The organism is Pseudomonas sp. X4, from assembly GCF_040784925.1.
Lineage (GTDB): Bacteria > Pseudomonadota > Gammaproteobacteria > Pseudomonadales > Pseudomonadaceae > Aquipseudomonas > Aquipseudomonas putida_Z.
This window is the reverse complement of the sequence record NZ_CP160798.1, coordinates 3,033,008-3,056,518: the sequence shown is the minus strand read 5'-3', so window position 1 is coordinate 3,056,518 and position 23,511 is coordinate 3,033,008. Positions and strand designations below refer to the sequence as shown.

General features: G+C 64.7%; 18 protein-coding genes. 12 read left to right on the top strand and 6 right to left on the bottom strand.

Annotated features, from left to right (window positions below; translation table 11 throughout):
• Positions 1 to 6: 6 nt before the first annotated feature.
• The 5 genes from ABX298_RS13575 to ABX298_RS13555 all read right to left on the bottom strand — a co-directional run bounded on the left by ABX298_RS13575 (position 7) and on the right by ABX298_RS13555 (position 4,945).
• The gene (locus ABX298_RS13575) at positions 7 to 462 is read right to left on the bottom strand and encodes a transposase (protein ID WP_023662678.1); all 456 of its coding nucleotides are present in this window, start codon (positions 460 to 462) and stop codon (positions 7 to 9) included.
• Positions 463 to 612: 150 nt separating this feature from the next.
• Positions 613 to 2,526, bottom strand: coding sequence for an arginine decarboxylase (gene speA, locus ABX298_RS13570; RefSeq protein ID WP_025337567.1), 1,914 nt, complete (start codon positions 2,524 to 2,526; stop codon positions 613 to 615).
• 152 nt (positions 2,527 to 2,678) lie between these two features.
• Positions 2,679 to 3,050, bottom strand: coding sequence for a translation initiation factor Sui1 (locus tag ABX298_RS13565; protein ID WP_003257057.1), 372 nt, complete (start codon positions 3,048 to 3,050; stop codon positions 2,679 to 2,681).
• Between the two features lie 288 nt (positions 3,051 to 3,338).
• Positions 3,339 to 3,875, bottom strand: coding sequence for an NUDIX hydrolase (locus tag ABX298_RS13560; RefSeq protein WP_367393221.1), 537 nt, complete (start codon positions 3,873 to 3,875; stop codon positions 3,339 to 3,341).
• Between the two features lie 2 nt (positions 3,876 to 3,877).
• A complete protein-coding gene (locus ABX298_RS13555; RefSeq protein WP_013970713.1) occupies positions 3,878 to 4,945 on the bottom strand; it encodes a DUF2333 family protein in 1,068 nt (355 codons plus the stop codon).
• A gap of 248 nt (positions 4,946 to 5,193) precedes the next feature.
• Between ABX298_RS13555 and ABX298_RS13550 the strand changes: the two genes are divergently transcribed.
• The 6 genes from ABX298_RS13550 (at position 5,194) to accC (ending at position 13,414) form a co-directional block, all read left to right on the top strand.
• Positions 5,194 to 6,552: a diguanylate cyclase gene (locus ABX298_RS13550; RefSeq protein ID WP_367393220.1), complete on the top strand. Its 1,359-nt coding sequence runs from the start codon at positions 5,194 to 5,196 to the stop codon at positions 6,550 to 6,552.
• A gap of 244 nt (positions 6,553 to 6,796) precedes the next feature.
• Positions 6,797 to 8,758 carry a methyl-accepting chemotaxis protein gene (locus ABX298_RS13545; RefSeq protein ID WP_317410198.1) on the top strand — a complete coding sequence of 654 codons (1,962 nt, stop codon included), beginning with the start codon at positions 6,797 to 6,799 and terminating at the stop codon, positions 8,756 to 8,758.
• 313 nt (positions 8,759 to 9,071) lie between these two features.
• The gene (locus ABX298_RS13540) at positions 9,072 to 10,844 is read left to right on the top strand and encodes a protein-disulfide reductase DsbD (RefSeq protein ID WP_367393219.1); all 1,773 of its coding nucleotides are present in this window, start codon (positions 9,072 to 9,074) and stop codon (positions 10,842 to 10,844) included.
• 179 nt (positions 10,845 to 11,023) lie between these two features.
• Positions 11,024 to 11,479 carry a type II 3-dehydroquinate dehydratase gene (gene aroQ, locus ABX298_RS13535; protein ID WP_367393218.1) on the top strand — a complete coding sequence of 152 codons (456 nt, stop codon included), beginning with the start codon at positions 11,024 to 11,026 and terminating at the stop codon, positions 11,477 to 11,479.
• 100 nt (positions 11,480 to 11,579) lie between these two features.
• Positions 11,580 to 12,041, top strand: coding sequence for an acetyl-CoA carboxylase biotin carboxyl carrier protein (gene accB, locus ABX298_RS13530; RefSeq protein ID WP_075044486.1), 462 nt, complete (start codon positions 11,580 to 11,582; stop codon positions 12,039 to 12,041).
• Positions 12,042 to 12,058: 17 nt separating this feature from the next.
• Positions 12,059 to 13,414, top strand: coding sequence for an acetyl-CoA carboxylase biotin carboxylase subunit (accC, locus tag ABX298_RS13525; protein ID WP_003257054.1), 1,356 nt, complete (start codon positions 12,059 to 12,061; stop codon positions 13,412 to 13,414).
• A 173-nt stretch (positions 13,415 to 13,587) separates the two neighbouring features.
• On the opposite strand, the gene ABX298_RS13520 is transcribed toward accC, so the two are convergent.
• Positions 13,588 to 15,441, bottom strand: a complete 1,854-nt coding sequence (locus tag ABX298_RS13520; protein WP_367393217.1) for a sigma-54-dependent Fis family transcriptional regulator — start codon at positions 15,439 to 15,441, stop codon at positions 13,588 to 13,590.
• Between the two features lie 283 nt (positions 15,442 to 15,724).
• Here ABX298_RS13520 and ABX298_RS13515 point away from each other — a divergent pair, with 283 nt between their 5' ends.
• From ABX298_RS13515 to ABX298_RS13490, 6 genes are all read left to right on the top strand, one after another.
• Entirely contained in the window at positions 15,725 to 16,780 is a 1,056-nt protein-coding gene (locus ABX298_RS13515) for an ATP-NAD kinase family protein (protein ID WP_286100966.1), read from the top strand.
• A gap of 22 nt (positions 16,781 to 16,802) precedes the next feature.
• On the top strand, positions 16,803 to 17,780 hold the full coding sequence (locus tag ABX298_RS13510) for a thiamine pyrophosphate-dependent dehydrogenase E1 component subunit alpha (RefSeq protein WP_085592049.1): 978 nt from the start codon (positions 16,803 to 16,805) through the stop codon (positions 17,778 to 17,780).
• A gap of 33 nt (positions 17,781 to 17,813) precedes the next feature.
• Positions 17,814 to 18,836, top strand: a complete 1,023-nt coding sequence (locus tag ABX298_RS13505; protein WP_013970705.1) for an alpha-ketoacid dehydrogenase subunit beta — start codon at positions 17,814 to 17,816, stop codon at positions 18,834 to 18,836.
• Complete coding sequence (locus tag ABX298_RS13500) at positions 18,833 to 19,939, top strand: acetoin dehydrogenase dihydrolipoyllysine-residue acetyltransferase subunit (RefSeq protein ID WP_075044483.1); 1,107 nt, start codon at positions 18,833 to 18,835, stop codon at positions 19,937 to 19,939. The genes ABX298_RS13505 and ABX298_RS13500 overlap by 4 nt, the downstream gene beginning before the upstream one ends.
• A gap of 52 nt (positions 19,940 to 19,991) precedes the next feature.
• A complete protein-coding gene (locus tag ABX298_RS13495; protein WP_286101856.1) occupies positions 19,992 to 21,056 on the top strand; it encodes a 2,3-butanediol dehydrogenase in 1,065 nt (354 codons plus the stop codon).
• A gap of 704 nt (positions 21,057 to 21,760) precedes the next feature.
• Positions 21,761 to 23,494, top strand: coding sequence for a C13 family peptidase (locus ABX298_RS13490; RefSeq protein ID WP_367393216.1), 1,734 nt, complete (start codon positions 21,761 to 21,763; stop codon positions 23,492 to 23,494).
• Positions 23,495 to 23,511: the final 17 nt, after the last annotated feature.

Below are 23,511 nucleotides of genomic sequence, written 5' to 3'. Positions count from 1 at the left end.
GCGGATTCACAGCCACACACAATCCCAATGTGGATAATCACCAGCCCGCCGCACCAGGCCAGCCCGAATGGGATTGGCGATGATGTAGCGCGCCACTGCCCTCACATCCTCCTCGCGGCGCAAAGCCCGATCATGAAAGCTGGTCTGCCAGATATGCCGCCTTTCAGCCCCCACCTTGTACAGCGCACAACTGCTTCTGGACTTGAACTCGCACATCAGCCTACCCAGGCTCGACGGCCCAAGCTCGAGAAGCCAGTGAAGATGATCCGGCATCAAGACCCACGCCAGAGATCGACACGCCTTGCGCTCTTCGCTGAGCCGCAATTGCTGGATAACTGTTCTGGCGAACAAGAAGTCTTTGAACAACGGTGTTCGGTTGCGAGTGGTCGTGGTGAGCAGGTAGAGACGCCCTGGTTCGGACACTCGGCCACTACGTAAACGATGGGAGCCGGGACTTTCCATGTCGTCCTCCTTTGAACATTGCATTCAAAGGTAGCGGCGCTGATGCGATAGGCGAGGACTGGACCATTACCAGGTATGACGCTGTGAGGGCTTCGCCCTCATATCGCGACGCAAGGCCGCTCCCACAAAAAAGCGGGAGCGGCCTGGCAATCACGACGACAGGTACGAAGACCGGGTCAGACCAAGGCGCAGGGCATCCAGGAACTGGGTCCGCTCCCGCGCAGTGATCTTGGCGCTGGCCACCTTGTCACGGTAGTGCGTCATCAACTCCTCCGGCGACAGGTGCACATAGCGCAGCATGTCTTCGATGGTGTCGTGGGTCTCGATACCGGCGTGGTACACGCTACCGTCGGCGTTCTGGTAGATGTTCACCGAGTCGGTGTCACCGAACAGGTTGTGCATGTCACCGAGGATTTCCTGGTAGGCACCGACCAGGAACACACCCAGCAGGTAGTCCTCGCCCTCCTTCACCGCATGCACCGGCATGCTGGTCTCGATGCTCTGCTCGTCGACGTACTGGTTGATCTTGCCGTCGGAGTCACAGGTCAGGTCCTGCAGCACGGCACGACGCATCGGCTCTTCGTCCAGGCGGTGCAGCGGGATGATCGGCAGTACCTGGCCGATGGCCCAGGTGTCCGGCAGGCTCTGGAACACCGAGAAGTTGCAGATGTACTTGTCGGCCAGCTTGTCGTTCAGCTCGTCCAGCACCTGGCGGTGCGAGCGCTGGCGGGCTTTCAGCGAGTTGTGCAGGCGGCGGCACACGGCAAAGTAGCACTGCTCGGCCAGGGCCTTCTCGGCCAGGCTGATCTTGCCATCGGCATACTGCGCGGCCACGTCACCCATGTAGTGGGTGGCGCGCCAGTAGGTCTCGGTCACCATCTCGATGTCGGTCGGGCCGAGCAGGTCGACCAGCCACTGCACGGTCTCGGGCAGGGCTTCCTTGTTCTCGATGGTCGGCACGTCGTCGTTGTGCTTCTCGACGTCGGTCACCTGGATCACCAGCATGGCGTGGTGCGCGGTCAGCGAACGGCCGCTCTCGGAGAAGATGTGCGGGTGCGGCAGGCCCTGCGCGTCGCAGAACTCCTTGAGCATGCCCACCACCACGCCGGCGTAGTCGTCCATGTCGTAGTTGATCGAGCTGGCATTGCGCGAGTGGGTACCGTCGTAATCCACGCCCAAACCACCGCCAACGTCGATATGGTCGACCGGCAGGCCCAGCGCACGCAGCTCACCGTAGTAACGGATGGCTTCCTTGAAGCCGTGCTGGTAGTCGGCCAGGTTGGCGATCTGCGACCCCATGTGGAAGTGCAGCAGGCGGATACCCTGGTCCAGGCCGGCATCGCGGAAGCGCTGCACCACCGAGATCAGCTGGGCGGCGGACAAGCCGAACTTGGACTTCTCGCCACCGGTGTCGGCCCACTTGCTCGAGGCCAGCGACGACAGGCGCACGCGCAGGCCGACCTGCGGCTTGACCTTGAGCTCGGCAGCCTCATCGATCACCAGGGCCACTTCCGACTCTTTCTCGATGACGATGAACACGTTGTGGCCGAGCTTCTGGCCCATCAGCGCCAGACGGATGAACTCGCGGTCCTTGTAGCCGTTGCAGACGATGGTGCCGCCCTTCGGCGCCAACGCCAGCACTGCCAGCAGCTCGGGCTTGGAGCCGGCTTCCAGGCCAATGGAAACGTTCTGCGTGGCGATGATGTTTTCCACCACCGCTTCCTGCTGGTTGACCTTGATCGGGTACAGCGCGGTGTACTTGCTCTGGTATTCCAGGCGCGCGATGTTGGCATCGAAGGCGCCGGTCAGCTGGCGCACGCGGTCTTGCAGAATGTCGGGGAAGCGCACCAGCAATGGCAGCGACAGGCCGCTCTGGCGCAATTCGTCGACCTGTTCGAACAGGTCGATCGGTGCGCTTTTGGGGCCGTTGGGGCGTACTTCGACGCGCCCGGCTTCATTGATGGCGAAATAACCAGCGCCCCAATGGCGGATACCATAAACACTGCGGCTGTCGGCCACGGTCCATTGGCTACCATCGTCTTTGCGTGTGCGTCGTACGGACATTCAAGTCCCCTATAGATAAGTCGAAGACACTGCCCCGCAAGGAGGCGGGCGCAGTGTAAAAGCCAAAAATGACGATTCGTCCGTGCCCTCGGGTAGACCCTGGTCACGGCAACGAGTTTAGAAAGCACTGGGCAAAAAATCGCGTGGCCGCATCAGCCGCCGGACTTTTTCGCCTTGAAGCCTTGCTTGGTCAGCTCACCGATCAGCAGTTCGACATGGTCGCCCTGGATTTCGATGACCCCATCCTTCAAAGCGCCACCGGTACCGCAGCGGCGCTTGAGGGTAGAGGCCAGCTCCTTGAGCTGATCGAGCGGCAGCGGCACGCCGGTGACGGTGGTCACGGTCTTGCCGCCGCGGCCCTTGCTTTCGCGGCGCACACGGGCAATGCCATCGCCTTCGGGGATGACCTGCTGCTTGCAGGTACAGGCATCCACCGGCTGGCTACAGTCGGGGCAGTGCCGACCGGTGTCGGTGGAGTAAACGAGACCGCCAAGGGCGGCGAAGGAAGAAGCTTTCTTGGCCACTTTTGTTCCTCTGTGCTGAGGACAAAAACTGGTCGACGGGAGCCGACCGCGAAGCCCCACTCTGGCAGGGGCGGCGCTACTGCCGCAAGACCTGCGGCAGCCCGAAAAGGGCGCGCAGTGTAACGATAAATCCGGCTGTTGCTAAGTACTGGAATGCGGCATTTTGCGAATGTTTTGCGACCCCTTCGCGGGTAAACCCGCTCCCACAGGTACTGCGCAGGTTTCACGACCTGTGAAATCCCTGTGGGAGCGGGTTTACCCGCGAAGGGGCCGGCATGGGCCACGCATCTATTTGAGGCTGGCTTTGTAGCGCTGCAACGCCGCCAACGAGTCCGGGCAATACGGCTTGGTCAGGCTTTCTTGCTCAGCCTGCTCCAGGCCAATGAAGCGCGCCTCGATCACCTCTTCCGGCTGTAACCGCAACGGCGCATCCGACACCGCCGAATACACCGCACACCACAAGTGGTTATCCGGCTGGTCAAAGTAGAACCGCTCATGAAAACGCAGCTCCAGACCGTCGATCCCCAGCTCCTCGGCCAGCTCCCGCGCCGCCGAATCGGCATACGACTCCCCGGCCGTCACCATGCCGCCTGCCGCCACATCCCAGTACCCCGGGTACAGCGCCTTGCTCAGGGTGCGCCGGTGCACGCACAGTTCACCGGCACTGTTGAACAGCAGAATGAACGTGCAACGCCCAATCAGGCCGCGCTCGCGCAGTTCGGCGCGGGGCAAGGCACCCAGCACCTGGTCGGCTTCGTCCACCCAGGTGACCAGTTCTCGGTCGGAAGCCGCCCGGTGGGCGGCCTCGTTCGGGCTGATCGCCATCGTCAACCCTGCGACAGCAGCTGACGCAGGTCGATGACCGCCGCGTTGGCCCGGGAAATGTAGTTGGCCATGACCAGCGAGTGGTTGGCCCACATGCCGAAGCCGCTGCCGTTGAGCACCATCGGGCTCCACAGGGCTTCCTGCGAGGCTTCCAGCTCACGGATGATCTGGCGCACGCTGACCGTGGCGTTCTTCTTCGCCAGCACGTCGGCAAAGTCCACCTCGATGGCGCGCAGCAGGTGCGACAGCGCCCAGGCCTGGCCACGGGCTTCGTAGAACACGTTGTCGATCTGCAGCCATGGGGTTTCCACCAGCTCCTCGTCCACCTGCGGTGCCTGGCCGGCGACCAGCGACTCGGTCTTCAGCGTGGTGTTGAGCTTGACCCGGCCAACGCTGGCCGACAGGCGCTGCGACAGCGAGCCCAGGCGGGTGGCCACGTCACCCAGCCAGTTGTTCAGGTTGTCGGCACGGGTGTAGAAGATTGCGCCCTTGTCGCCGGCAGCCAGACGGGTCTGGTAGCGGGTCAGCGACTTGATGCCCTCTTCGAACTCCGACTCGCTCGATGGCAGGATCCAGCTCTTGTTGTCGAAGTTGAAACGCGGCTCGGCCTTGGCCAGGTCGGCGTCTTCGGTCGACTGCGACTGCGAACGGGCGAAGTCCTTGCGCAGGGCACGGGACAGGTCGCGCACCTGGACCAGCACGCCATATTCCCAGCTCGGCATGTTGTCCATCCACAGCCCTGGCGGGAAGCGGTCGTTGGAAATGTAGCCACCGGGCTTGTTCAGCAAGGTGCCGGCCACGGTCTTGAGGGTTTCGATAGTGGTGTAGCCCACCACCATCTGCTGGCCGGTACGCTCGGCTGCGGCCTGGGCGTTCTGCTGCACCGGGAACAGCTCCGGCTCCTGGCTCCAGTACCAGCCCAGGCCGATACACACCAGCAGGTACAACCCGATCAGGGTCCCCAGGGCACGGCTCCAGAGGCCGCCAAGGTAGCTACGGGCGGCGGCGCCACGGCCGTCGACACGCTCGCGGGGCTCGGCTTTGGCCTCGCGGTTTTTCCAGTCCAGCATGGCTTTGTCCTTAATCAGTCACGACGGTTCAGGGGCTTGGACCACAGGCCTGCGCCAGGGTGCCACGGCAAGCCCGCGTGGCAGCACTATAAAGCAGACACCGCCTTACGCATAAGCGACCAATCGGTCAGCAACTGAATATTCGTTCTGACCGCTTTGTTGATGCAGCGCACTCACGCACCTGAAAAGAACTGCTAGCATAGAGCCATCATCGCCCCTGCACACCCCAACCTACAAGTAGCCAGGACATGAGCCAAGCAGCCGAGCCGAGCCCGCTGTGCCCCGCCCAACAGCTGACGCGTAGCGGCCTGCGCAAGGACGACCCGCTCGACCAGGTGCTGCTGCCGCCCCTGCGCAAGCCGGTGTATATCCTGCTGCAGGACCACGAACGTGCCCAGCGCCTGGCCCAGCAACTGGAATTCTTTGGCCTGGTGGTGCAGGCGCTGCCCAGCGCCGCGGCGTTTCAGGCCTCGATCGGCGAATACCCGCCCTCGGCCATCATCCTGGATGTCGACTTCAACGGTGCCGGCCAAGGCCTGCTGCTGGCTGCCCAGGTGCAGCAGGGGCTGGCCCGGCATATACCGCTGCTGTTCTTCAGCCACCACGAAACCGACACCCCGACCCGCCTGGCCGCCGTGCGCGCCGGTGGCCAGGACTTCCTCACCGGCACCCTGGAAGCCTCCAGCCTGCTGGAAAAGGTCGAACTGCTGACCAATGCCACTCAGCATGACCCATTGCGCGTGCTGATCATCGACGACTCGCGCACCCAGGCGCTGTACACCGAGCGCGTGCTGGCCAGTGCCGGCATGATCACCCGCAGCCTGACCGACCCGATCCGCACCATGGCCGAGCTGGCCGACTTCCAGCCCGACCTGATCATCCTCGACCTGTACATGCCGACCTGCACCGGCCCTGAGCTGGCCAAGGTGATCCGCCACAGCGACCGCTATGTGAGCGTGCCGATCATCTACCTGTCTGCCGAGGACGACCTGGACAAGCAGCTGGATGCCATGAGCGAAGGCGGTGATGACTTCCTGACCAAGCCGTTTCGCTCACGCCACCTGATCACCACCGTGCGCAACCGCGCCGCCCGCGCCCGGCACCTGAAGGCGCGCATGGTGCGCGACAGCCTGACCGGGTTGTACAACCACACCCACATCCTGCAACTGCTGGAAGACTGCAGCTTCCGCGCCCGTCGCGAGCAGCAGCCGTTGAGCTTTGCCATGCTCGACATCGACCACTTCAAGAAGATCAACGACCGCCACGGCCACCCCATGGGCGACCGGGTGATCAAGAGCCTGGCGCTGTTTCTCAAGCAGCGCTTGCGCAAGACCGATTTCATTGGCCGTTACGGTGGTGAAGAGTTCGCCATTGTCATGCCCAATACCGCGCTGGACGCGGCGCACAAGGTGCTGGACGAAATCCGCCGGCGCTTTGCCGAGATTCTCTACCCGGCGCAGCCACGGGACTTGCAGTGCACCTTCAGTGCCGGGGTGGTGCAAATGGATGAGGGGCTGGATGCGCTGACCATGGCCAGTGCAGCGGACGAGGCGCTGTATCGGGCCAAGCATGCCGGGCGTAATTGCGTGGTGCGTGTAGAGCCCTGAGTTCTTCATCGCCTGTACCGGCCTCTTCGCGGGCTTGCCCGCTCCCACAGGGATTACGCTGCATTCAGGTCTGGTAGATATCCTGTGGGAGCGGGCGAGCCCGCGAATAGGCCAGTACAGGCAATACAGATACAGGCACTGTGCCACTTTTTTTATGGCGCCCCCCCTGTCGTCATCACCCCGTCACAAGATCGCAATAACTTCAGCCACCGACCTCTCCCTCCCCCGCAGGAAGCTCGCGGCTATGCGCCTGAAGTGGCTGACCAATTTCAACACCCTGTTGCTGGTAACCGTGTGTATCGCCCTGGGCGCCACCCTTTGGTGGTCGCAGCGGGCCCTTGAGCGCCCCTACCAGTTGATGGAGCGCTACCTGGGCCTGTCCCAGCAGTTCCAGAACCAGGCGGCCCGCAACATCCAGGCGTACCTGGGCAGTGGCGATGCCCTGCGCCACGCCGCGGCGATGGAGGCCAACCAGCAGCTGCAGGCCGCGCTGGCCGAGTGGCCCAGCGAACTGGCCGACAAACTGCGCCCCAGCCTGGACAGCCTGCAAGCCTTTACCGCCGAGGAGCTGCTGGCCGCCGGCAAGCTGGCTGGTGACCCGCAAGCCCTGCTGCTGCAGGCCGAGCGGGAACTGGGCGCCAACTTCGAACAACTGGCCGGCTACGCCCGCGACAGCGGCAGCGCCGACGCCAACCGCTACCTGGTGCCACTGCTCGACGCCACCGTGCACCTCGGTCGCCTGTCGCTGGCCCGGGACAAGTTGGTCAGCAGCGGCCGCCCGGAGCTGGCCGACGAAGTGGAGCGCGAACTGCAACTGATCCGTGCCCAGGCCCAGGCGATCGACGCCTTGCCCTTGCTGGGCGTAACCCGTAGCGCCGAATCCGGTGCCGACGACTTCGCCGCGATGATGGGCCTGGAAACCCAGGCCAGCGCCCAGCAGGAAGACATTGCCGTCGGCCTCAAGCGCGAACTGCAGAGCCTGCTCGGCCGCTACCCGGCGGAACTGCAGCGCACCCGCGAACAGATCGAGCGCCGCGTCGCCCTGGCGGCCAGCACCGGCCAACGCCTGGAGGCCGTGCAACAGGCCATTGCGGCACTGGAGCCCGAGGTACGCGGTCAGCATGGGAAAATTGCCGGCGAAGTGCGCATCATCCAGGGCCTGATGATCGGCCTGATCCTGCTTATCGCCCTGCTGATCGACACCTTGCAACGCCGCCTGGCGCGCACTTTGACCGGCCTGGCCCCTGCCCTGTCGCGCTGGGCCGAGGGTGACTTCGCCGAGGCCATCGCCCTGGGCAGGACCAACCGCGAACTGCGCGACATCCAGGAATCGCTCAACCGCCTGCGCCAGTACCTGGTGGAGCTGGTCGGCACCATCCGCCACAACGCCGAGCAGGTGGCTGGCAGCAGCCACGCCCTGGCCGGCATGAGCGCCGCCCTGCATGACGGCGCCGAACGCCAGGCCGGCGACACCGGGCAGATCCGCGATGCCTTGGGTGAGCTGGAAGCAACCATCCAGCAAGTGGCCGGCGACGCCAGTGCCGCAGCCGACGCCAGCCGCGATGCCGGGCGTGCAGTGGAGCAGGGCCAGGCGGTGATCGGCCAGAGCCTGTCAGGCTTGCGTGAGCTGGTCGACGAGGTGCAGGGCAACGCCCGCATGATCGAGCAACTGGCGGAGGAGTCGGCCACCATCGGTGGCGTGCTGACGGTGATCCGCTCGATTGCCGAGCAGACCAACCTGCTGGCGCTAAATGCCGCGATCGAAGCGGCCCGCGCCGGTGAGATGGGCCGTGGTTTCGCCGTGGTAGCCGATGAGGTGCGTTCGCTGGCACAGCGCACCACCGGTGCGACCGGCGAGATTCAGGCACTGATCGACCGCTTGCAGCAGGCAGCCAGAAGTTCGGTGGCCGGGATGCGTGCGCAGCTTGAGCATGCCGAGGCCACGGCCAACCAGGCGCAGGCGGCGGATGGGGCGCTGGACGAGATTGTCTGTGCCATTCGCACCATTTCGGACACTGCGGTGCGGATTGCCGATGTCACGGCGCAGCAGAGTGGTGCCGTGAGCGAAATTCGCGACCACAGCGAGCGGATCCATGAGCTGGGTGAGGACAACCTGCAGCGCATTGGCGAGGGGCGCGAGCAAGGCGAGCAGTTGCTGAGCCTGGGCGGTGAACTGAACCGGGCGGTGCGGGCCTTCAGAGTCTGAGAAGGCATACGCTGTACCTTTGTGGGAGCGGCCTTGTGTCGCGAAAGGGGTGCGAAGCGCCCCCAGTATCTGTGCCTCCCAGCTGATATTGCCGGGACCGCGTTGCGGCCCTTTCGCGACACAAGGCCGCTCCCACAGGTACAGCATATGCCTCGAGGTTGGAGCAGGTCCTGTGGGAGCGGGTTTACACGCGAAGAGGCCGGCACAGGCAGCACATGAGCCAGCGGCCATGTGTCGCCCCCGCCACCCGCATGGCCCCAACCTGCACCAACTCCGCTATCATGCCCAGCACGTTCCACCTCGCGAGTCCGCCATGCGCCGCCTGTTTTTCCTGCTGTTCCTGCTGCTGGCCAGCCCTGCCTTCGCCACGGGCCTGCTCGACAACCGCCCCAGCGCCACCCTCGGCGCAGCTTCGCTGGCCAACAACGCCGACTTCCTGCCGGTACACGAGGCCTTCAAGCTCAGCCTGGTCCAGGCCGATGCGCAAACCATCAAGCTGCGCTTCGTCGCTACCGACGGCTACTACCTCTATCGCCACCGCTTCCAGTTCCGCACCGAACCGGCCGACATTGCCCTGGGCACACCAAACATCCCCAAGGGCGAGGCCAAGCACGATGAGTTCTTCGGTGATGTCGAGGTATACCACGGCGTGCTCGATATCGAGCTGCCGCGCAACGACCCGCGTGCCTTCACCCTGCTGGTGGGCTACCAGGGCTGCGCTGACAAAGGCCTGTGCTACCCCCCGGAAACCGCACGCCTGAGTATCGATGGCGAAGGCGGCGCAAGCACCCCGGCCAGCGCTGAACACGCCTGGACCTGGAAGTCGCTGCTGCTGTTCTTCCTCGCCGGGGTGGGCCTGACGTTCACCCCCTGCGTGCTGCCGATGCTGCCGATCCTCTCCGGCGTGGTGCTGCGTGGCCAGGCCGGCGGCCTGCGCGGGCTGGCGCTGTCGCTGGCCTACGTGCTGCCGATGGCAGCCAGCTTCGCGGTGCTCGGCGCCCTGATGGGGTTGTTCGGCGCCGGCCTGAACCTGCAGGCGCGCCTGCAGTCGGCCTGGGTGCTGGTGCCCTTCGCGCTGTTCTTCGTGGTGTTCGCCCTGGCCATGTTCGGCCTGTTCGAACTGAAACTGCCGCAAGCCCTGAGCAACCGCCTGAACAATGTCGCCAGCCACACCCGGGGCGGCTCGCTGCTGGGCGCGGCAATACTGGGCGTACTCTCCAGCCTGCTGGTTTCGCCCTGTGTGTCGGCGCCGCTGGCCGGTGCGTTGCTGTACATCAGCGCCAGCGGCGATGCCCTGGGCGGCGCACTCAAGCTGTTCGCCCTGGGCCTGGGCATGGGCGCACCATTGCTGCTGGTGGCTACCGGTGGCGCGGCCTGGCTGCCGAAAAGCGGCCCTTGGCTGAACTCGGTGAAGAACGCCATCGGCGTCCTGCTGCTGGGCTTGGCCATCGGTTTGCTCAGCCGTGTGCTGCCAGGCCCGCTGACCTTGCTGCTGGTCGGTTTCCTCGCCGCTGGCGTGGCGCTGTTCCTCGGTGCCCTCGAATTTGTCGTCAAGACCGCGCGCCAGCGCCTGGCCCAATTGCTCGGCCTGGCCCTGCTGGTGTACGCCCTGGCCTGCTGGTACGGCGCCCTCAGCGGCCACGGCGACCCACTGCGCCCGCTGCCGCCGGCAACCCTTGTGGCCACCGGCAACGGGGCGGCGGTGCAGGCGGATAGCTGGCAGACCATCACTACCCCCGCCGCACTGGACGCAGCCCTGGCCCAGGCCAAGGCGGCCGGCCAGCCGGTACTGCTGGACTGGTACGCCGACTGGTGCATCAGCTGCAAGGTGATCGAGCGCGAGGTGCTCACCGCCCCACAGGTGCAAGCGCAACTGGCTGGCTTCAAGCTGCTGCGTTTCGACATCACCGAAAGCAATGCCGAACAACGCAGCCTGCTCGACCGCTACCAGCTGTTCGGCCCTCCCGCCCTGTTGTTCTTTGCCGCGAAAGGTAGCGAAATAACCGCTGATCGGGTCATTGGCGAGATAAATGCCGGTGAATTCGCGCAAATTCTGAGACGCGTGCGCGGCAAAGTCGGTCTATAACTTCCCGCGAGCTGTGAAAAATCCTGAAATCAGTGACCGAATTTAATTATTTGGTCACATACTTCGCGCGAACCTCGGACATCGTGCTGGCTATTGCCGGGAACTGGACACTTGCCGTCGCTTTACGGCACACTCGCCGCGCTGTGTCGAATTGCCCTACAAATCCAAGGAATCCGCAGATGGCAACGCTACTGGTGCTCCACGGCCCCAACCTCAACCTGCTCGGTACCCGCGAGCCTGGCCACTACGGCGCCGTGTCCCTGGCCCAGATCAACCAGGACCTGGAGCAACGTGCCCGCGCCGCAGGCCACCATCTGCAGTACCTGCAGAGCAACGCCGAATACGAACTGATCGACCGCATTCACGCCGCACGCAACGAGGGTGTGGACTTCATCCTGATCAATCCGGCTGCTTTCACCCACACAAGCGTCGCATTACGTGACGCATTGCTTGCGGTGAGCATCCCATTCATCGAAGTGCACTTGTCCAACGTGCACAAACGCGAACCGTTCCGCCACCACTCCTACTTTTCCGATGTTGCCGTAGGGGTGATCTGCGGCCTGGGCGCCAGCGGTTATCGCCTGGCCCTGGAGTCCGCGCTGGAACAACTGGCTGCCAACGCACAGCCCAAATGATGAAAACCCTGGCCTCAGTGGGCCAGGGTTCGAGAGAAACGTTTCAGATACGTTTTTTTGTATTTCGCCCCCTGACCGAACCTTTGGGAGTTGATGATTAATGGATATCCGTAAAGTCAAGAAACTGATCGAGCTGCTGGAAGAGTCTGGCATCGACGAACTGGAGATCAAGGAAGGCGAAGAGTCGGTCCGTATCAGCCGTCACAGCAAGACCCCAGCTGCCCAGCAGTACTTCGCACCGGCTCCGGTAGCCGCTGCCCCTGTTGCTGCCCCGGTCGCCGCTGCCGCTCCGGCCGCTGAAGCCGCTGCCGCTGCCCCGGCCCTGAAAGGCACCGTGATCCGCTCGCCGATGGTAGGTACCTTCTACCGCAAGCCTTCGCCGACCTCGCCGAACTTCGCTGAAGTTGGCCAGAGCGTGAAGAAAGGCGACACCCTGTGCATCGTCGAAGCCATGAAGATGATGAACCACATCGAAGCCGATGTTGGCGGTGTCATCGACGCCATCCTGGTAGAAGACGGCCAGCCGGTTGAGTTCGACCAGCCGCTGTTCACCGTCGTTTGAATCGCGGAGAGCCAACGATGTCTGGGAAGCTCGAAAAAGTCCTGATCGCCAACCGCGGGGAAATTGCCCTGCGGATCCTGCGTGCCTGCAAAGAGCTGGGCATCAAGACCGTCGCCGTGCACTCCACTGCCGACCGTGAACTGATGCACCTGGGCCTGGCAGACGAGTCGGTCTGCATCGGCCCTGCATCGTCCAAGGATTCCTACCTGCATATCCCGGCGATCATCGCTGCCGCCGAAGTGACCGGCGCCACCGCGATCCACCCGGGCTACGGCTTCCTGGCGGAAAACGCCGACTTCGCCGAGCAGGTGGAAAAATCCGGTTTCGCCTTCATCGGCCCGAAAGCCGACACCATTCGCCTGATGGGCGACAAGGTTTCGGCCAAGGACGCGATGATCAAGTCGGGCGTACCGACCGTGCCGGGCTCCGATGGCCCGCTGCCGGAAGATGAAGAAGTCGCCCTGGCGATTGCTCGTGACGTCGGCTACCCGGTGATCATCAAGGCCGCCGGTGGCGGTGGTGGTCGCGGCATGCGCGTGGTGCACAAGGAAGAGGACCTGATTTCCTCGGCCAAGCTCACCCGTACCGAAGCCGGTGCAGCCTTCGGCAACCCGATGGTCTACCTGGAGAAGTTCCTGACCAACCCACGTCACGTGGAAGTACAGGTACTGTCCGACGGCCAGGGCAACGCCATCCATCTGGGCGACCGTGACTGCTCGCTGCAGCGCCGTCACCAGAAGGTACTGGAAGAAGCGCCAGCCCCGGGCATCGACGAGAAAGCCCGTCAGGAAGTGTTCAAGCGCTGCGTCGATGCGTGCATCGAGATCGGCTACCGTGGTGCGGGTACTTTCGAGTTCCTGTACGAGAACGGCCGCTTCTACTTCATCGAGATGAACACCCGCGTGCAGGTTGAGCACCCGGTGTCGGAGATGGTGACCGGTATCGACATCGTCAAGGAGATGCTGAGCATCGCCGCTGGCAACAAGCTGTCGTTCCGCCAGGAGGACGTGGTCATCCGTGGCCATGCGCTGGAATGCCGTATCAACGCCGAAGACCCGAAGAAGTTCATCCCGAGCCCAGGCAAGGTGAAGCACTTCCACGCCCCGGGCGGCAACGGCGTGCGTGTGGATTCGCACCTGTACAGCGGTTACTCGGTTCCGCCGAACTACGACTCGCTGATCGGCAAGCTGATCACCTACGGCAAGGACCGCGACGAAGCCATGGCGCGCATGCGCAATGCCCTGGACGAGATCGTCGTCGACGGCATCAAGACCAACATCCCGCTGCACCGCGACCTGGTGCGTGATGAAGGTTTCTGCAAAGGCGGCGTCAACATTCACTACCTCGAGCACAAACTGGCTAGCCAGGAGTGATCGCGTAGTGTGATGTACCGAAACCCCGGACTTGTGCCGGGGTTTTTTATTGCCTGTCAGGGCCTCATCGCCGGCAAGCCAGCTCCCACAGGGATTGCACACGGCTTGAGGTCTATGCGGTCGAGGTGGGAGCTGGCTTGCCGGCGATTGGGCTGCAAAGCAGCCCCCGGGCCCTACCCCTTCATGCGCGGCATCTCGATGTGGTGCTCATGCACCCGCCGGTACAAGGTCGCCCGCGATATCCCCAAAGCCCGCGCCGCATCGGCCGGCTTCCAGCGATGGCGGATCAGCGCATCCAGCAGCAACTGCCGGGCCGGACAAGACATGCTGCTTTCTGCCGAAGCGACCACCTCGCCGCGTACTTCCTGCGGCAGGTCCTGCACCTGTACCCGCCCGCCCTCGCTTACCGCACAGGCATAGCGCAACACCTGCCGCAGCTGGCGCAAGTTCCCCGGCCAGCGGTAAACCAGCAGCGCCTGCAGCGCATCATCCGCCAACACCACCTCGACCCCGCAGGCCTCGGCCTCCTCGGCCAGCAACTGGTGAATCAACCCCAAGCGGTCCTCACGCTCGCGCAGCGGCGGCAACTCGAAGCGGGCATTGGCCAGGCGGAAGTACAGGTCCTCACGAAAACGCCCATCCTCCACCATCGCTGCCAAATCACGGTGGGTCGCGCAAATCACCTGGATATCCACCCGCTCCCGCCGCGCCGCGCCCAGCGGCGCCACTTCACCCTCGGCCAGCACGCGCAGCAACCGGGTTTGCAGGTTCAGCGGCATGTCGCCTATTTCGTCGAGGAACAGCGTGCCGCCATCGGCCTGCTGCAACAGCCCCTGCATGCCTTTGCTGGAAGCCCCGGTGAAGGCCCCGGCCACATAGCCGAACAGCTCGCTCTCGATCAGGCTTTCCGGAATCGCCGCGCAGTTCAGGGTGACGAACGGGCCATCGCGACGCAGGCTTTGCTGATGCAGCTGGCGGGCGAATACCTCTTTGCCGGCCCCCGTCTCGCCTTGCACAAGCACCGCCAGGTTGCAGTCCTTGACCCGCGTGGCCAGGCGCAGATGCTGCTCGATGCGGGCGTCCTGGGCCTGGCGCAACGGCTGCGCACGCTGGCGCTGGCGGGGTGCGCTGACCCGGCCGTACAGCCCACCCAGGCCCGGCAGGCGTTGAGCGGACGATGCGTTCACGCGGCGCAGCTGGTCCATGTCGAACAGCTCGCCAATGTGCTCGGGCAAACGCCCCAATTGCTCCACCAGCCGCTGGCGCGCCAGGCTGTTGATCGCCTGCAGGCGGCCATCGCCATCCCAGGCCAGCAGGTAGTCGGGCTGGCTTTCCACATAGCCCGGCGTGCCATGGGCACGCATCACCCAATGGCCCTGGGCACTGTGCATGAAGAAGGCATTTTCGATCTCGCGGGCAGTCTGCTCGACCAGTTGGCGGATCAGGTGCTGGCTGCGGCGGTCGTCCGGCGACTGCAAGGCCGAGACATCCACCACGCCCAGCAACTCGCCCAACGGGTCGAACACCGGTGCCGCCGTACAGGTCAGGCCAATGAACGCAGCGCGGAAGTGGTCGCGCTTGTGCACCGTGACCGGCGCCTTGCTGGTCAACACCGCCGCCACACCGCAGGTGCCCTCCTCGCCCTCCGACCAGCAGGTGCCCAGGTACAGCCCGGCCTTGCGGCAGTCGTTGCGGATGGCCGACTCGACCCGGTAATCGATGGTGCGCCCCAAGGCGTCGGTGAGCAGCACGCAGTAGTCGGCACCGCGCACCCGCTCATGCAGGCGGGCCACGGCATCGCTGGCGATACGCAGGAACAGTTCGGCGCGCTCGCGGCATTCGTTGAGCAGGCTTTGGGACAGGATGCGCGGCCCCTGCTGGGACCCGGGGTCGAGGCGGTACAGCTCCATGGAACGGCGCCATGAATCGAGGATCAGCGGTGGCACCGGCGCCTGCGGCAGGCGGTCGGCATTCTTCAGCACCCTGCTGACGCAGTCGACATGGGCTCGGGAGTTCGCGGCAAGCATTCAGGCCCTCCGGTTCTCGTTGCTGTTTTTATCGTTGTCCGGCCATTAAGCGCTTCCGGGCATGCCCCGACAAGCACTGCGTGATTACCGGCCCGCTTGAGACGCAGCGTCTCAGCGTCTCGGCAACGTCGGGCCCGCACTGGCACCGGGCGTCTCGCCAGCAGAACCATCAGCACCTGCAGAAGCGCAATGAAGCCGCTCTACTTCAGGCACTTCAGCCAACTCAGAAGAAGCTGGCACCGCGCTTGCTCCAGCCCTGGCAAACAAGAATACGAGGTGCGCCATGCCGCTACCCGCCCCGACCGTCGGGATCATTGCCAACCCTGCCTCTGGCCGCGACCTGCGCCGCCTGACCGCCAACGCCGGGCTCTATTCGAGCACCGACAAGGCTTCGGCGATCCAGCGCCTGCTGGCCGCCTTCGGTGCCACCGGCATCGGCCAGGTGCTGCTGCCCAGCGACATGACCGGCATTGCCGCCGCCGTGCTCAAGGCCAGCCAGGGCCCGGTCGCCCGTGACCAGCACTGGCCGGCCATCGAAATACTCGACCTGCCGCTGACCCAGACCGTTGCCGATACCCGCCTGGCCACCCGCCGCATGGTCGAACGCGGTGTGGCGATGATCGCCGTGCTCGGCGGCGACGGCACCCACAAGGCAGTTGCTGCCGAGGCCGGTGACGTACCGCTGCTGACCTTGTCCACCGGCACCAACAATGCCTTCCCCGAACTGCGCGAAGCCACCAGCGCCGGCCTGGCCGGCGGCCTGCTTGCCAGCGGCCGGGTACCGGCCAGCATCGGCCTGCGCCGCAACAAGCGCCTGCTGGTGAAGGTGCCCGAACAACAGCTTGCCGAATGGGCCCTGGTGGAGGTGGCGGTGTCGCCCCAGCGCTTCATCGGCGCTCGGGCACTGAGCCGCAGCGAGGACCTTTGTGAAGTCTTCGCCTGTTTCGCTGAACCCCATGCCATTGGCCTCTCGGCCCTGTGCGGCCTGTGGTGCCCAGTCTCGCGCCAGCACCCGCACGGCGCCTGGGTACGCCTGAACCCCGGCGCCGAGCAGGCGCTGCTCGCACCACTGGCACCCGGCCTGCTGCAAGGCTGCGGCATCACCGCCAGCGGCCCACTGACGCCCGGCGTAGCCCATCGCCTGAGCCTGGCCAGCGGCACCCTGGCATTGGACGGCGAGCGCGAAATCGAATTCGCCGAGCACGACACCCCAACCATCACCCTCGATCACCAAGGCCCGTTGAGCGTGGATGTCGAGGCCGTGCTGGCGCATGCCGCCCGCCATCACCTGCTGGCCGTACCGCGCGGCCACCGGTTGCACCCTGCAAACCCGTGTTGAGACAACCCTGGAGAACAACAAGATGTCCAATCAACTCAGTACCGAACAATTGCTGCATGCCTATGAAGTGATGCGCACCATCCGCGCCTTCGAAGAACGCCTGCACGTGGAGTTCGCCACCGGCGAGATCCCCGGCTTCGTCCACCTGTATGCCGGCGAAGAGGCTTCCGCGGCCGGGGTCATGGCCCACCTGCGCGACAGCGACTGCATCGCCTCGACCCACCGCGGTCATGGCCACTGCATCGCCAAGGGCGTGGATGTGTACGGCATGATGGCCGAAATCTACGGCAAGAAGACCGGCGTGTGCGGTGGCAAGGGCGGTTCGATGCATATCGCCGACCTGGAAAAAGGCATGCTCGGCGCCAACGGCATCGTCGGTGCCGGTGCACCGCTGGTAGCCGGGGCCGGGCTGGCGGCCAAGATCAAGGGCAGCGACGATGTGTCGGTGGCCTTCTTCGGCGATGGTGCTTCCAACGAAGGCGCCGTGTTCGAAGCCATGAACATGGCCTCGATCATGAACCTGCCGTGCATCTTCGTGGCCGAGAACAACGGCTACGCCGAAGCCACCGCCTCGACCTGGTCGGTTGCCTGCGACCATATCGCCGACCGCGCCGCCGGGTTCGGCATGCCCGGTGTCACCATCGACGGTTTCGATTTCTTTGCCGTGTACGAGGCCGCCGGTGCTGCCATCGAACGTGCACGCTCCGGGCAAGGCCCATCGCTGATCGAGGTCAAGCTCAGCCGCTACTACGGCCATTTCGAAGGCGATGCACAAACCTACCGCGCCCCGGACGAAGTGAAGAACCTGCGCGAATCCCGCGACTGCCTCATGCAGTTCCGCAACAAGACCACCCGCGCCGGCCTGCTCACGGCTGCGCAACTGGACGCCATCGACGCTCGCGTCGAGGACCTGATCGAAGACGCCGTGCGCCGCGCCAAGTCCGATCCCAAGCCACAGCCCGCCGACCTGCTCACCGACGTCTACGTCGCCTACCCCTGAGCCGCGGATTACAAGAACAACAGGAGAATCACCATGGCAAGAAAGATCAGCTACCAGCAGGCCATCAACGAAGCCCTGGCCCAGGAAATGCGCCGCGACAACACGGTGTTCATCATTGGCGAAGACGTTGCCGGCGGCGCCGGTGCCCCCGGCGAGGATGACGCCTGGGGTGGCGTGCTGGGCGTGACCAAGGGTCTTTACCATCAGTTCCCGGGGCGCGTGCTCGACGCGCCGCTGTCGGAAATCGGCTACGTCGGCGCCGCCGTCGGTGCTGCCACCCAGGGCCTGCGCCCGGTGTGCGAGCTGATGTTCGTCGACTTCGCCGGCTGCTGCCTGGACCAGATCCTCAACCAGGCCGCCAAGTTCCGCTACATGTTCGGCGGCAAGGCGGTCACCCCGCTGGTGATGCGCACCATGTACGGCGCCGGCCTGCGCGCGGCGGCCCAGCACTCGCAGATGCTCACCTCGCTGTGGACGCACATTCCCGGCCTGAAGGTGGTCTGCCCGTCCTCGCCGTACGATGCCAAGGGCCTGTTGATTCAGGCGATCCGCGACAACGACCCGGTGATCTTCTGCGAGCACAAGCTGCTCTACAGCATGCAAGGCGAGGTGCCGGAAGAGGTCTACACCGTGCCGTTTGGCGAAGCCAACTTCCTGCGCGATGGTGACGACGTGACCCTGGTCACCTATGGCCGCATGGTGCATGTGGCGCTGGAAGCAGCCAACAACCTGGCCCGCCAGGGTATCGACTGCGAGGTGCTGGACCTGCGCACCACCAGCCCGCTGGACGAGGACAGCATCCTGGAAAGCGTGGAAAAGACCGGCCGCCTGGTGGTGATCGACGAAGCCAACCCGCGTTGCTCCATGGCCACCGACATCAGCGCGCTGGTGGCACAGAAGGCCTTCGGCGCGCTCAAGGGCCCGATCGAAATGGTCACCGCCCCGCATACTCCCGTGCCGTTCTCCGATGCATTGGAAGACCTGTACATCCCTGACGCGGCGAAGATCGAGGCTGCGGTACGCAAAGTGATCGAAGCCGCAAGGAGTGCCGCATGAGCCAGATCCATACCCTGACCATGCCCAAGTGGGGCCTGTCGATGACCGAGGGCCGGGTGGACACCTGGCTGAAACAGGAAGGTGACGAAATCAACAAGGGCGACGAGGTGCTGGACGTCGAGACCGACAAGATCAGCAGCAGCGTCGAAGCCCCGTTCAGCGGAGTGTTGCGCCGCCAGGTGGCCAGGCCTGATGAAACCCTGCCGGTCGGTGCCCTGCTGGCGGTGGTGGTGGAAGGCGAAGCCGAAGAAGCTGAAATCGATGCCGTGGTGCAGCGCTTCCAGGCCGAGTTCGTCGCCGAGGGTGGCGCCGACCAGGCCCAGGGGCCGGCCCCGCAGAAGGCGCAAGTGGGGGGCCGCCTGCTGCGCTGGTTCGAGCTGGGCGAAGGCGGCACGCCACTGGTGTTGGTGCACGGTTTTGGCGGCGACCTCAACAACTGGCTGTTCAACCACCCGGCGCTGGCTGCCGAGCGACGGGTGATCGCCCTCGACCTGCCGGGCCATGGCGAGTCGGCCAAGGCCCTGCAACGGGGCGACCTGGATGAGTTGAGCGAAACCGTGCTGGCCCTGCTCGACCACCTGGACATCGCCAAGGCCCACCTGGCCGGCCACTCCATGGGCGGCGCGGTCAGCCTGAACGTGGCGCGCCTGGCGCCGCAACGGGTGGCCAGCCTGACCCTGGTGGCCAGTGCCGGGCTGGGCGAGGCGATCAACGGGCAGTACCTGCAAGGCTTCGTCGCTGCCACCAACCGCAATGCCCTCAAGCCGCAGATGGTGCAGCTGTTTGCCGACCCGGCACTGGTCACCCGGCAGATGCTGGAGGACATGCTCAAGTTCAAGCGCCTGGAAGGGGTGGACGACGCGTTGCGCCTGTTGGCATCCGCCATCGCCGACGGCGACCGGCAGCGCCACGACCTGCGCGGGGTACTGGGGCAGCACCCGGCCCTGGTGGTGTGGGGCGGCAAGGACGCGATCATCCCGGCCAGCCATGCCGAAGGGCTGGAGGCTGAAGTGCTGGTGCTGCCCGAGGCTGGGCACATGGTGCAGATGGAGGCGGCCGAACAGGTCAACCAGCAACTGCTCGCGTTCCTGCGCAAGCACTAAGCCCTTTCCGTGAGCCTGGAGAACAACAATGAATGACCTGAGCCACACCCACATGCGTGCCGCCGTTTGGCATGGCCGCAATGATATTCGCGTCGAACAGGTGCCCCTGCCGGCCGACCCTGCGCCCGGCTGGGTACAGATCAAGGTGGACTGGTGCGGCATCTGCGGCTCCGACCTGCACGAATACGTCGCCGGCCCGGTATTCATCCCGGTGGAGGCACCACACCCGCTGACCGGCATCCAGGGCCAGTGCATCCTCGGCCACGAGTTCTGCGGCCAGATCGCCAAGCTGGGTGAAGGCGTGGAAGGTTTTGCCATCGGTGACCCGGTGGCTGCGGACGCCTGCCAGCATTGCGGCACCTGCTACTACTGCACCCACGGCCTGTACAACATCTGCGAGCGCCTGGCCTTCACCGGCCTGATGAACAACGGCGCCTTTGCCGAACTGGTCAACGTGCCCGCCAACCTGCTGTACCGGCTGCCGCAGGGTTTCCCGGCAGAGGCCGGGGCGCTGATCGAACCGCTGGCGGTGGGCATGCATGCGGTAAAGAAGGCCGGCAGTCTGCTTGGTCAGACGGTGGTGGTGGTCGGCGCCGGCACCATCGGCCTGTGCACCATCATGTGTGCCAAGGCGGCTGGCGCGGCGCAGGTGATCGCCCTGGAAATGTCCTCGGCACGCAAGGCCAAGGCCAAAGAGGTTGGCGCCAGCGTGGTGCTGGACCCCAGCCAGTGCGACGCCCTGGCGGAAATCCGCAAGCTGACGGCCGGGCTGGGGGCGGATGTGAGTTTTGAATGCATCGGCAACAAGCACACGGCCAAGCTGGCTATCGACACCATCCGCAAGGCGGGCAAGTGCGTATTGGTGGGGATATTCGAGGAGCCTAGCGAGTTCAACTTCTTCGAACTGGTGTCCACCGAAAAGCAGGTGCTGGGAGCGTTGGCGTACAACGGCGAGTTTGCCGATGTGATTGCCTTCATCGCTGACGGCAGGCTGGACATTCGCCCGCTGGTGACCGGGCGGATCGGGCTGGAGCAGATTGTCGAGCTGGGCTTCGAGGAGTTGGTCAACAACAAGGAGGAGAACGTGAAGATCATCGTTTCGCCGGGCGTGCGCTGATTGCACCTCAAAGGCAACACGGAACCTGTGGGAGCGGGCGTGCCCGCGAAGCAGGCGACGCGGTGCCTGGCACCGGCTTCGCCGGTGTTCGCGGCTAAAGCCGCTCCCACAGGTATTACGCAAACTGGAAAGTCACCGCAATACCTGTGGGAGCGGGTTCACCCGCGAAGAAGACCACACGGTGCCTGGCACCGGCTTCGCCGGTGTTCGCGGCTAAAGCCGCTCCCACAGGTATTACGCAAAGCTGAAGGTCACCGCAATACCTGTGGGAGCGGGTTCACCCGCGAAGAAAGCCACACGGTACATGGCACCGGCTTCGCCGGTGTTCGCGGCTAAAGCCGCTCCCACAGGTATTGCGCAAAGCTGAAGGTCACCGCAATACCTGTGGGAGCGGGTTCACCCGCGAAGCAGGCGACGCGGTGCCTGGCACCGGCTTCGCCGGTGTTCGCGGCTAAAGCCGCTCCCACAGGTATTGCGCAAAGCTGAAATTCACCGCAATACCTGTGGGAGCGGGTTCACCCGCGAAGAAGACCACACGGTGCCTGGCACCGGCTTCGCCGGTGTTCGCGGGCACGCCCGCTTCCACAGGTTCCGTGCCAGCTTTGGATGCAGTGCAGGCTCGAGAGCTGCGCCAGCACATGCCTTCGCTGTTTCAGGATCCCATTCTGCGTCATACTCGGCAGACCTATTGCCCGGTTCTCGCCATGCGTTCACTGCTCCCCGTCACCCTGGTCCTGCTGCTCGCCGCCTGCGGCGATGGCGAATCGCTGCTCCCGCCGGACGCGCGCCTGCCTGACGGTGGGCGGTACCGGGGGCAGGTGGTCGATGGCCTGCTGCAAGGCGAGGGACGGATCGACTACCCCAACGGCAGCTGGTACGCCGGTACCTTCAAGGACGGCCAATGGCACGGCCAGGGCGAATGGCACGGCCGCAACGGCGAGGTGTACCGCGGCCAGTTCGCCGCAGGGCTGTTCCAGGGGCTGGGTGAGCTGAACACCCCGGGCAGCCACTATGCCGGCACTTTCAGCCACGGCCGCCGCGACGGCGAAGGCACCCTCAAGCAAGCCGACCAGACCTACCGCGGCCAGTTCAAGGACGACCTGTACGAAGGCGCCGGCGAGCTGGAACTGGCCGACGGCAGCCGCTACCAGGGCCTGTTCGCCAAGGGCAAGCCCAACGGTGCCGGGGTGCGCAGCGATGCCAGCGGCAACCAGTTCAGCGGCCACTTCATCAACGGCCAGCTGGAAGGCAGCGGCACCTACGACAGCGTCGACGGCGAGCAGTACATCGGTGAGTTCAAGGACAACCGCCTGGAAGGCCGTGGCCGCTACGAAAATGCCGATGGTGATGTGTGGATCGGCGAATTCAAGGACGGCTCGCTGGTCGGCGAAGGCGAACTGCTGGGCAGCGATGGCAGCCACTACAAGGGCACCTTCGCCGACTGGCGCCTGTCGGGCCAGGGCAGCCTGCAACTGGCCGACGGCAGCAAGTACATCGGTGGCTTCCTCAACGATGCCTACCACGGCCAGGGTCGGCTGATCATGACCAACGGCAAGGTCGAAAGCGGCACCTGGAGCAACGGCGTGCGCGTACGGGACCAGAACGGCAAACTGTTGCCCGACCCGCTGGACCTGGCGCTGCTCAACCAGGGCCGTTTGCTGGACGAAGCGCTGGCCCGGGTACCGCGGTCGGCGCCAGCAGTCCAGCTGTACAGCCTGGTGGTGGGCGGCGATGGCCAGCAGAGCGTGTTCATGCGCGAAGCCGACTACGTCAGCAACATGCTCAAGGTGCGCTTTGGCGCCCGTGGCCAGGTGACCTTGGTCAACCACCGCGATCACATGACCACCCGCCCCATGGCCACGCGTGAAAACCTTACCCGCGCCGCCCGAACCCTGGCCGAGCGCAGCGGCCCCGAAGACCTGGTGTTCATCTACCTCACCAGCCATGGCAGCCACGACCACCAGCTGGTGTTCGACCAGCCGCGCCTGCAGTTGGCCGACCTGTCCGCCGACGAACTCGCCAGCGCCCTGGCACCGCTGAAGGACCGCGACAAGGTCATTGTCATATCCGCGTGCTATTCAGGGGGCTATATCGCCCCGCTCAAGGATGAGCGCACGCTGATCATGACCGCTGCCCGGGCCGACCGCGTGTCCTTCGGTTGCTCGGAAGAAGCCGATTTCACCTACTTCGGCGATGCCCTGTTCGCCGAAGCGCTGAACCAGACCGACGACCTGAAACAGGCGTTTGAACTGGCGCGCGCCAGCGTTGCCGAAAGAGAACAAAGGGAAGGTTTCGAGGCCTCCGAACCGCAGCTGTGGGCGCCGCCGAATGTGCTTGAGCACTGGCAGCACCTGCGCAGGCAACAGGCCGAAGAAGCATTGCGTAACGCCACACAGGCCAACGTGGGGGAACAGGCGCAAACGCCACGCAACCACTAAGCTTGTGTGTAACAAGG

Coding starts and splice junctions, on each gene's coding strand:
- ABX298_RS13540 (WP_367393219.1), top strand. CDS start 9,072: ATGCGCCGCCTGTTTTTCCTGCTGTTCCTGCTGCTGGCCAGCCCTGCC.
- ABX298_RS13490 (WP_367393216.1), top strand. CDS start 21,761: ATGCGTTCACTGCTCCCCGTCACCCTGGTCCTGCTGCTCGCCGCCTGC.
- ABX298_RS13560 (WP_367393221.1), bottom strand. CDS start 3,875: ATGGCGATCAGCCCGAACGAGGCCGCCCACCGGGCGGCTTCCGACCGA.
- speA (WP_025337567.1), bottom strand. CDS start 2,526: ATGTCCGTACGACGCACACGCAAAGACGATGGTAGCCAATGGACCGTG.
- ABX298_RS13515 (WP_286100966.1), top strand. CDS start 15,725: ATGCCGCTACCCGCCCCGACCGTCGGGATCATTGCCAACCCTGCCTCT.
- ABX298_RS13520 (WP_367393217.1), bottom strand. CDS start 15,441: ATGCTTGCCGCGAACTCCCGAGCCCATGTCGACTGCGTCAGCAGGGTG.
- ABX298_RS13575 (WP_023662678.1), bottom strand. CDS start 462: ATGGAAAGTCCCGGCTCCCATCGTTTACGTAGTGGCCGAGTGTCCGAA.
- aroQ (WP_367393218.1), top strand. CDS start 11,024: ATGGCAACGCTACTGGTGCTCCACGGCCCCAACCTCAACCTGCTCGGT.
- ABX298_RS13550 (WP_367393220.1), top strand. CDS start 5,194: ATGAGCCAAGCAGCCGAGCCGAGCCCGCTGTGCCCCGCCCAACAGCTG.
- ABX298_RS13505 (WP_013970705.1), top strand. CDS start 17,814: ATGGCAAGAAAGATCAGCTACCAGCAGGCCATCAACGAAGCCCTGGCC.
- accC (WP_003257054.1), top strand. CDS start 12,059: ATGTCTGGGAAGCTCGAAAAAGTCCTGATCGCCAACCGCGGGGAAATT.
- ABX298_RS13500 (WP_075044483.1), top strand. CDS start 18,833: ATGAGCCAGATCCATACCCTGACCATGCCCAAGTGGGGCCTGTCGATG.
- accB (WP_075044486.1), top strand. CDS start 11,580: ATGGATATCCGTAAAGTCAAGAAACTGATCGAGCTGCTGGAAGAGTCT.
- ABX298_RS13545 (WP_317410198.1), top strand. CDS start 6,797: ATGCGCCTGAAGTGGCTGACCAATTTCAACACCCTGTTGCTGGTAACC.
- ABX298_RS13555 (WP_013970713.1), bottom strand. CDS start 4,945: ATGCTGGACTGGAAAAACCGCGAGGCCAAAGCCGAGCCCCGCGAGCGT.
- ABX298_RS13510 (WP_085592049.1), top strand. CDS start 16,803: ATGTCCAATCAACTCAGTACCGAACAATTGCTGCATGCCTATGAAGTG.
- ABX298_RS13495 (WP_286101856.1), top strand. CDS start 19,992: ATGCGTGCCGCCGTTTGGCATGGCCGCAATGATATTCGCGTCGAACAG.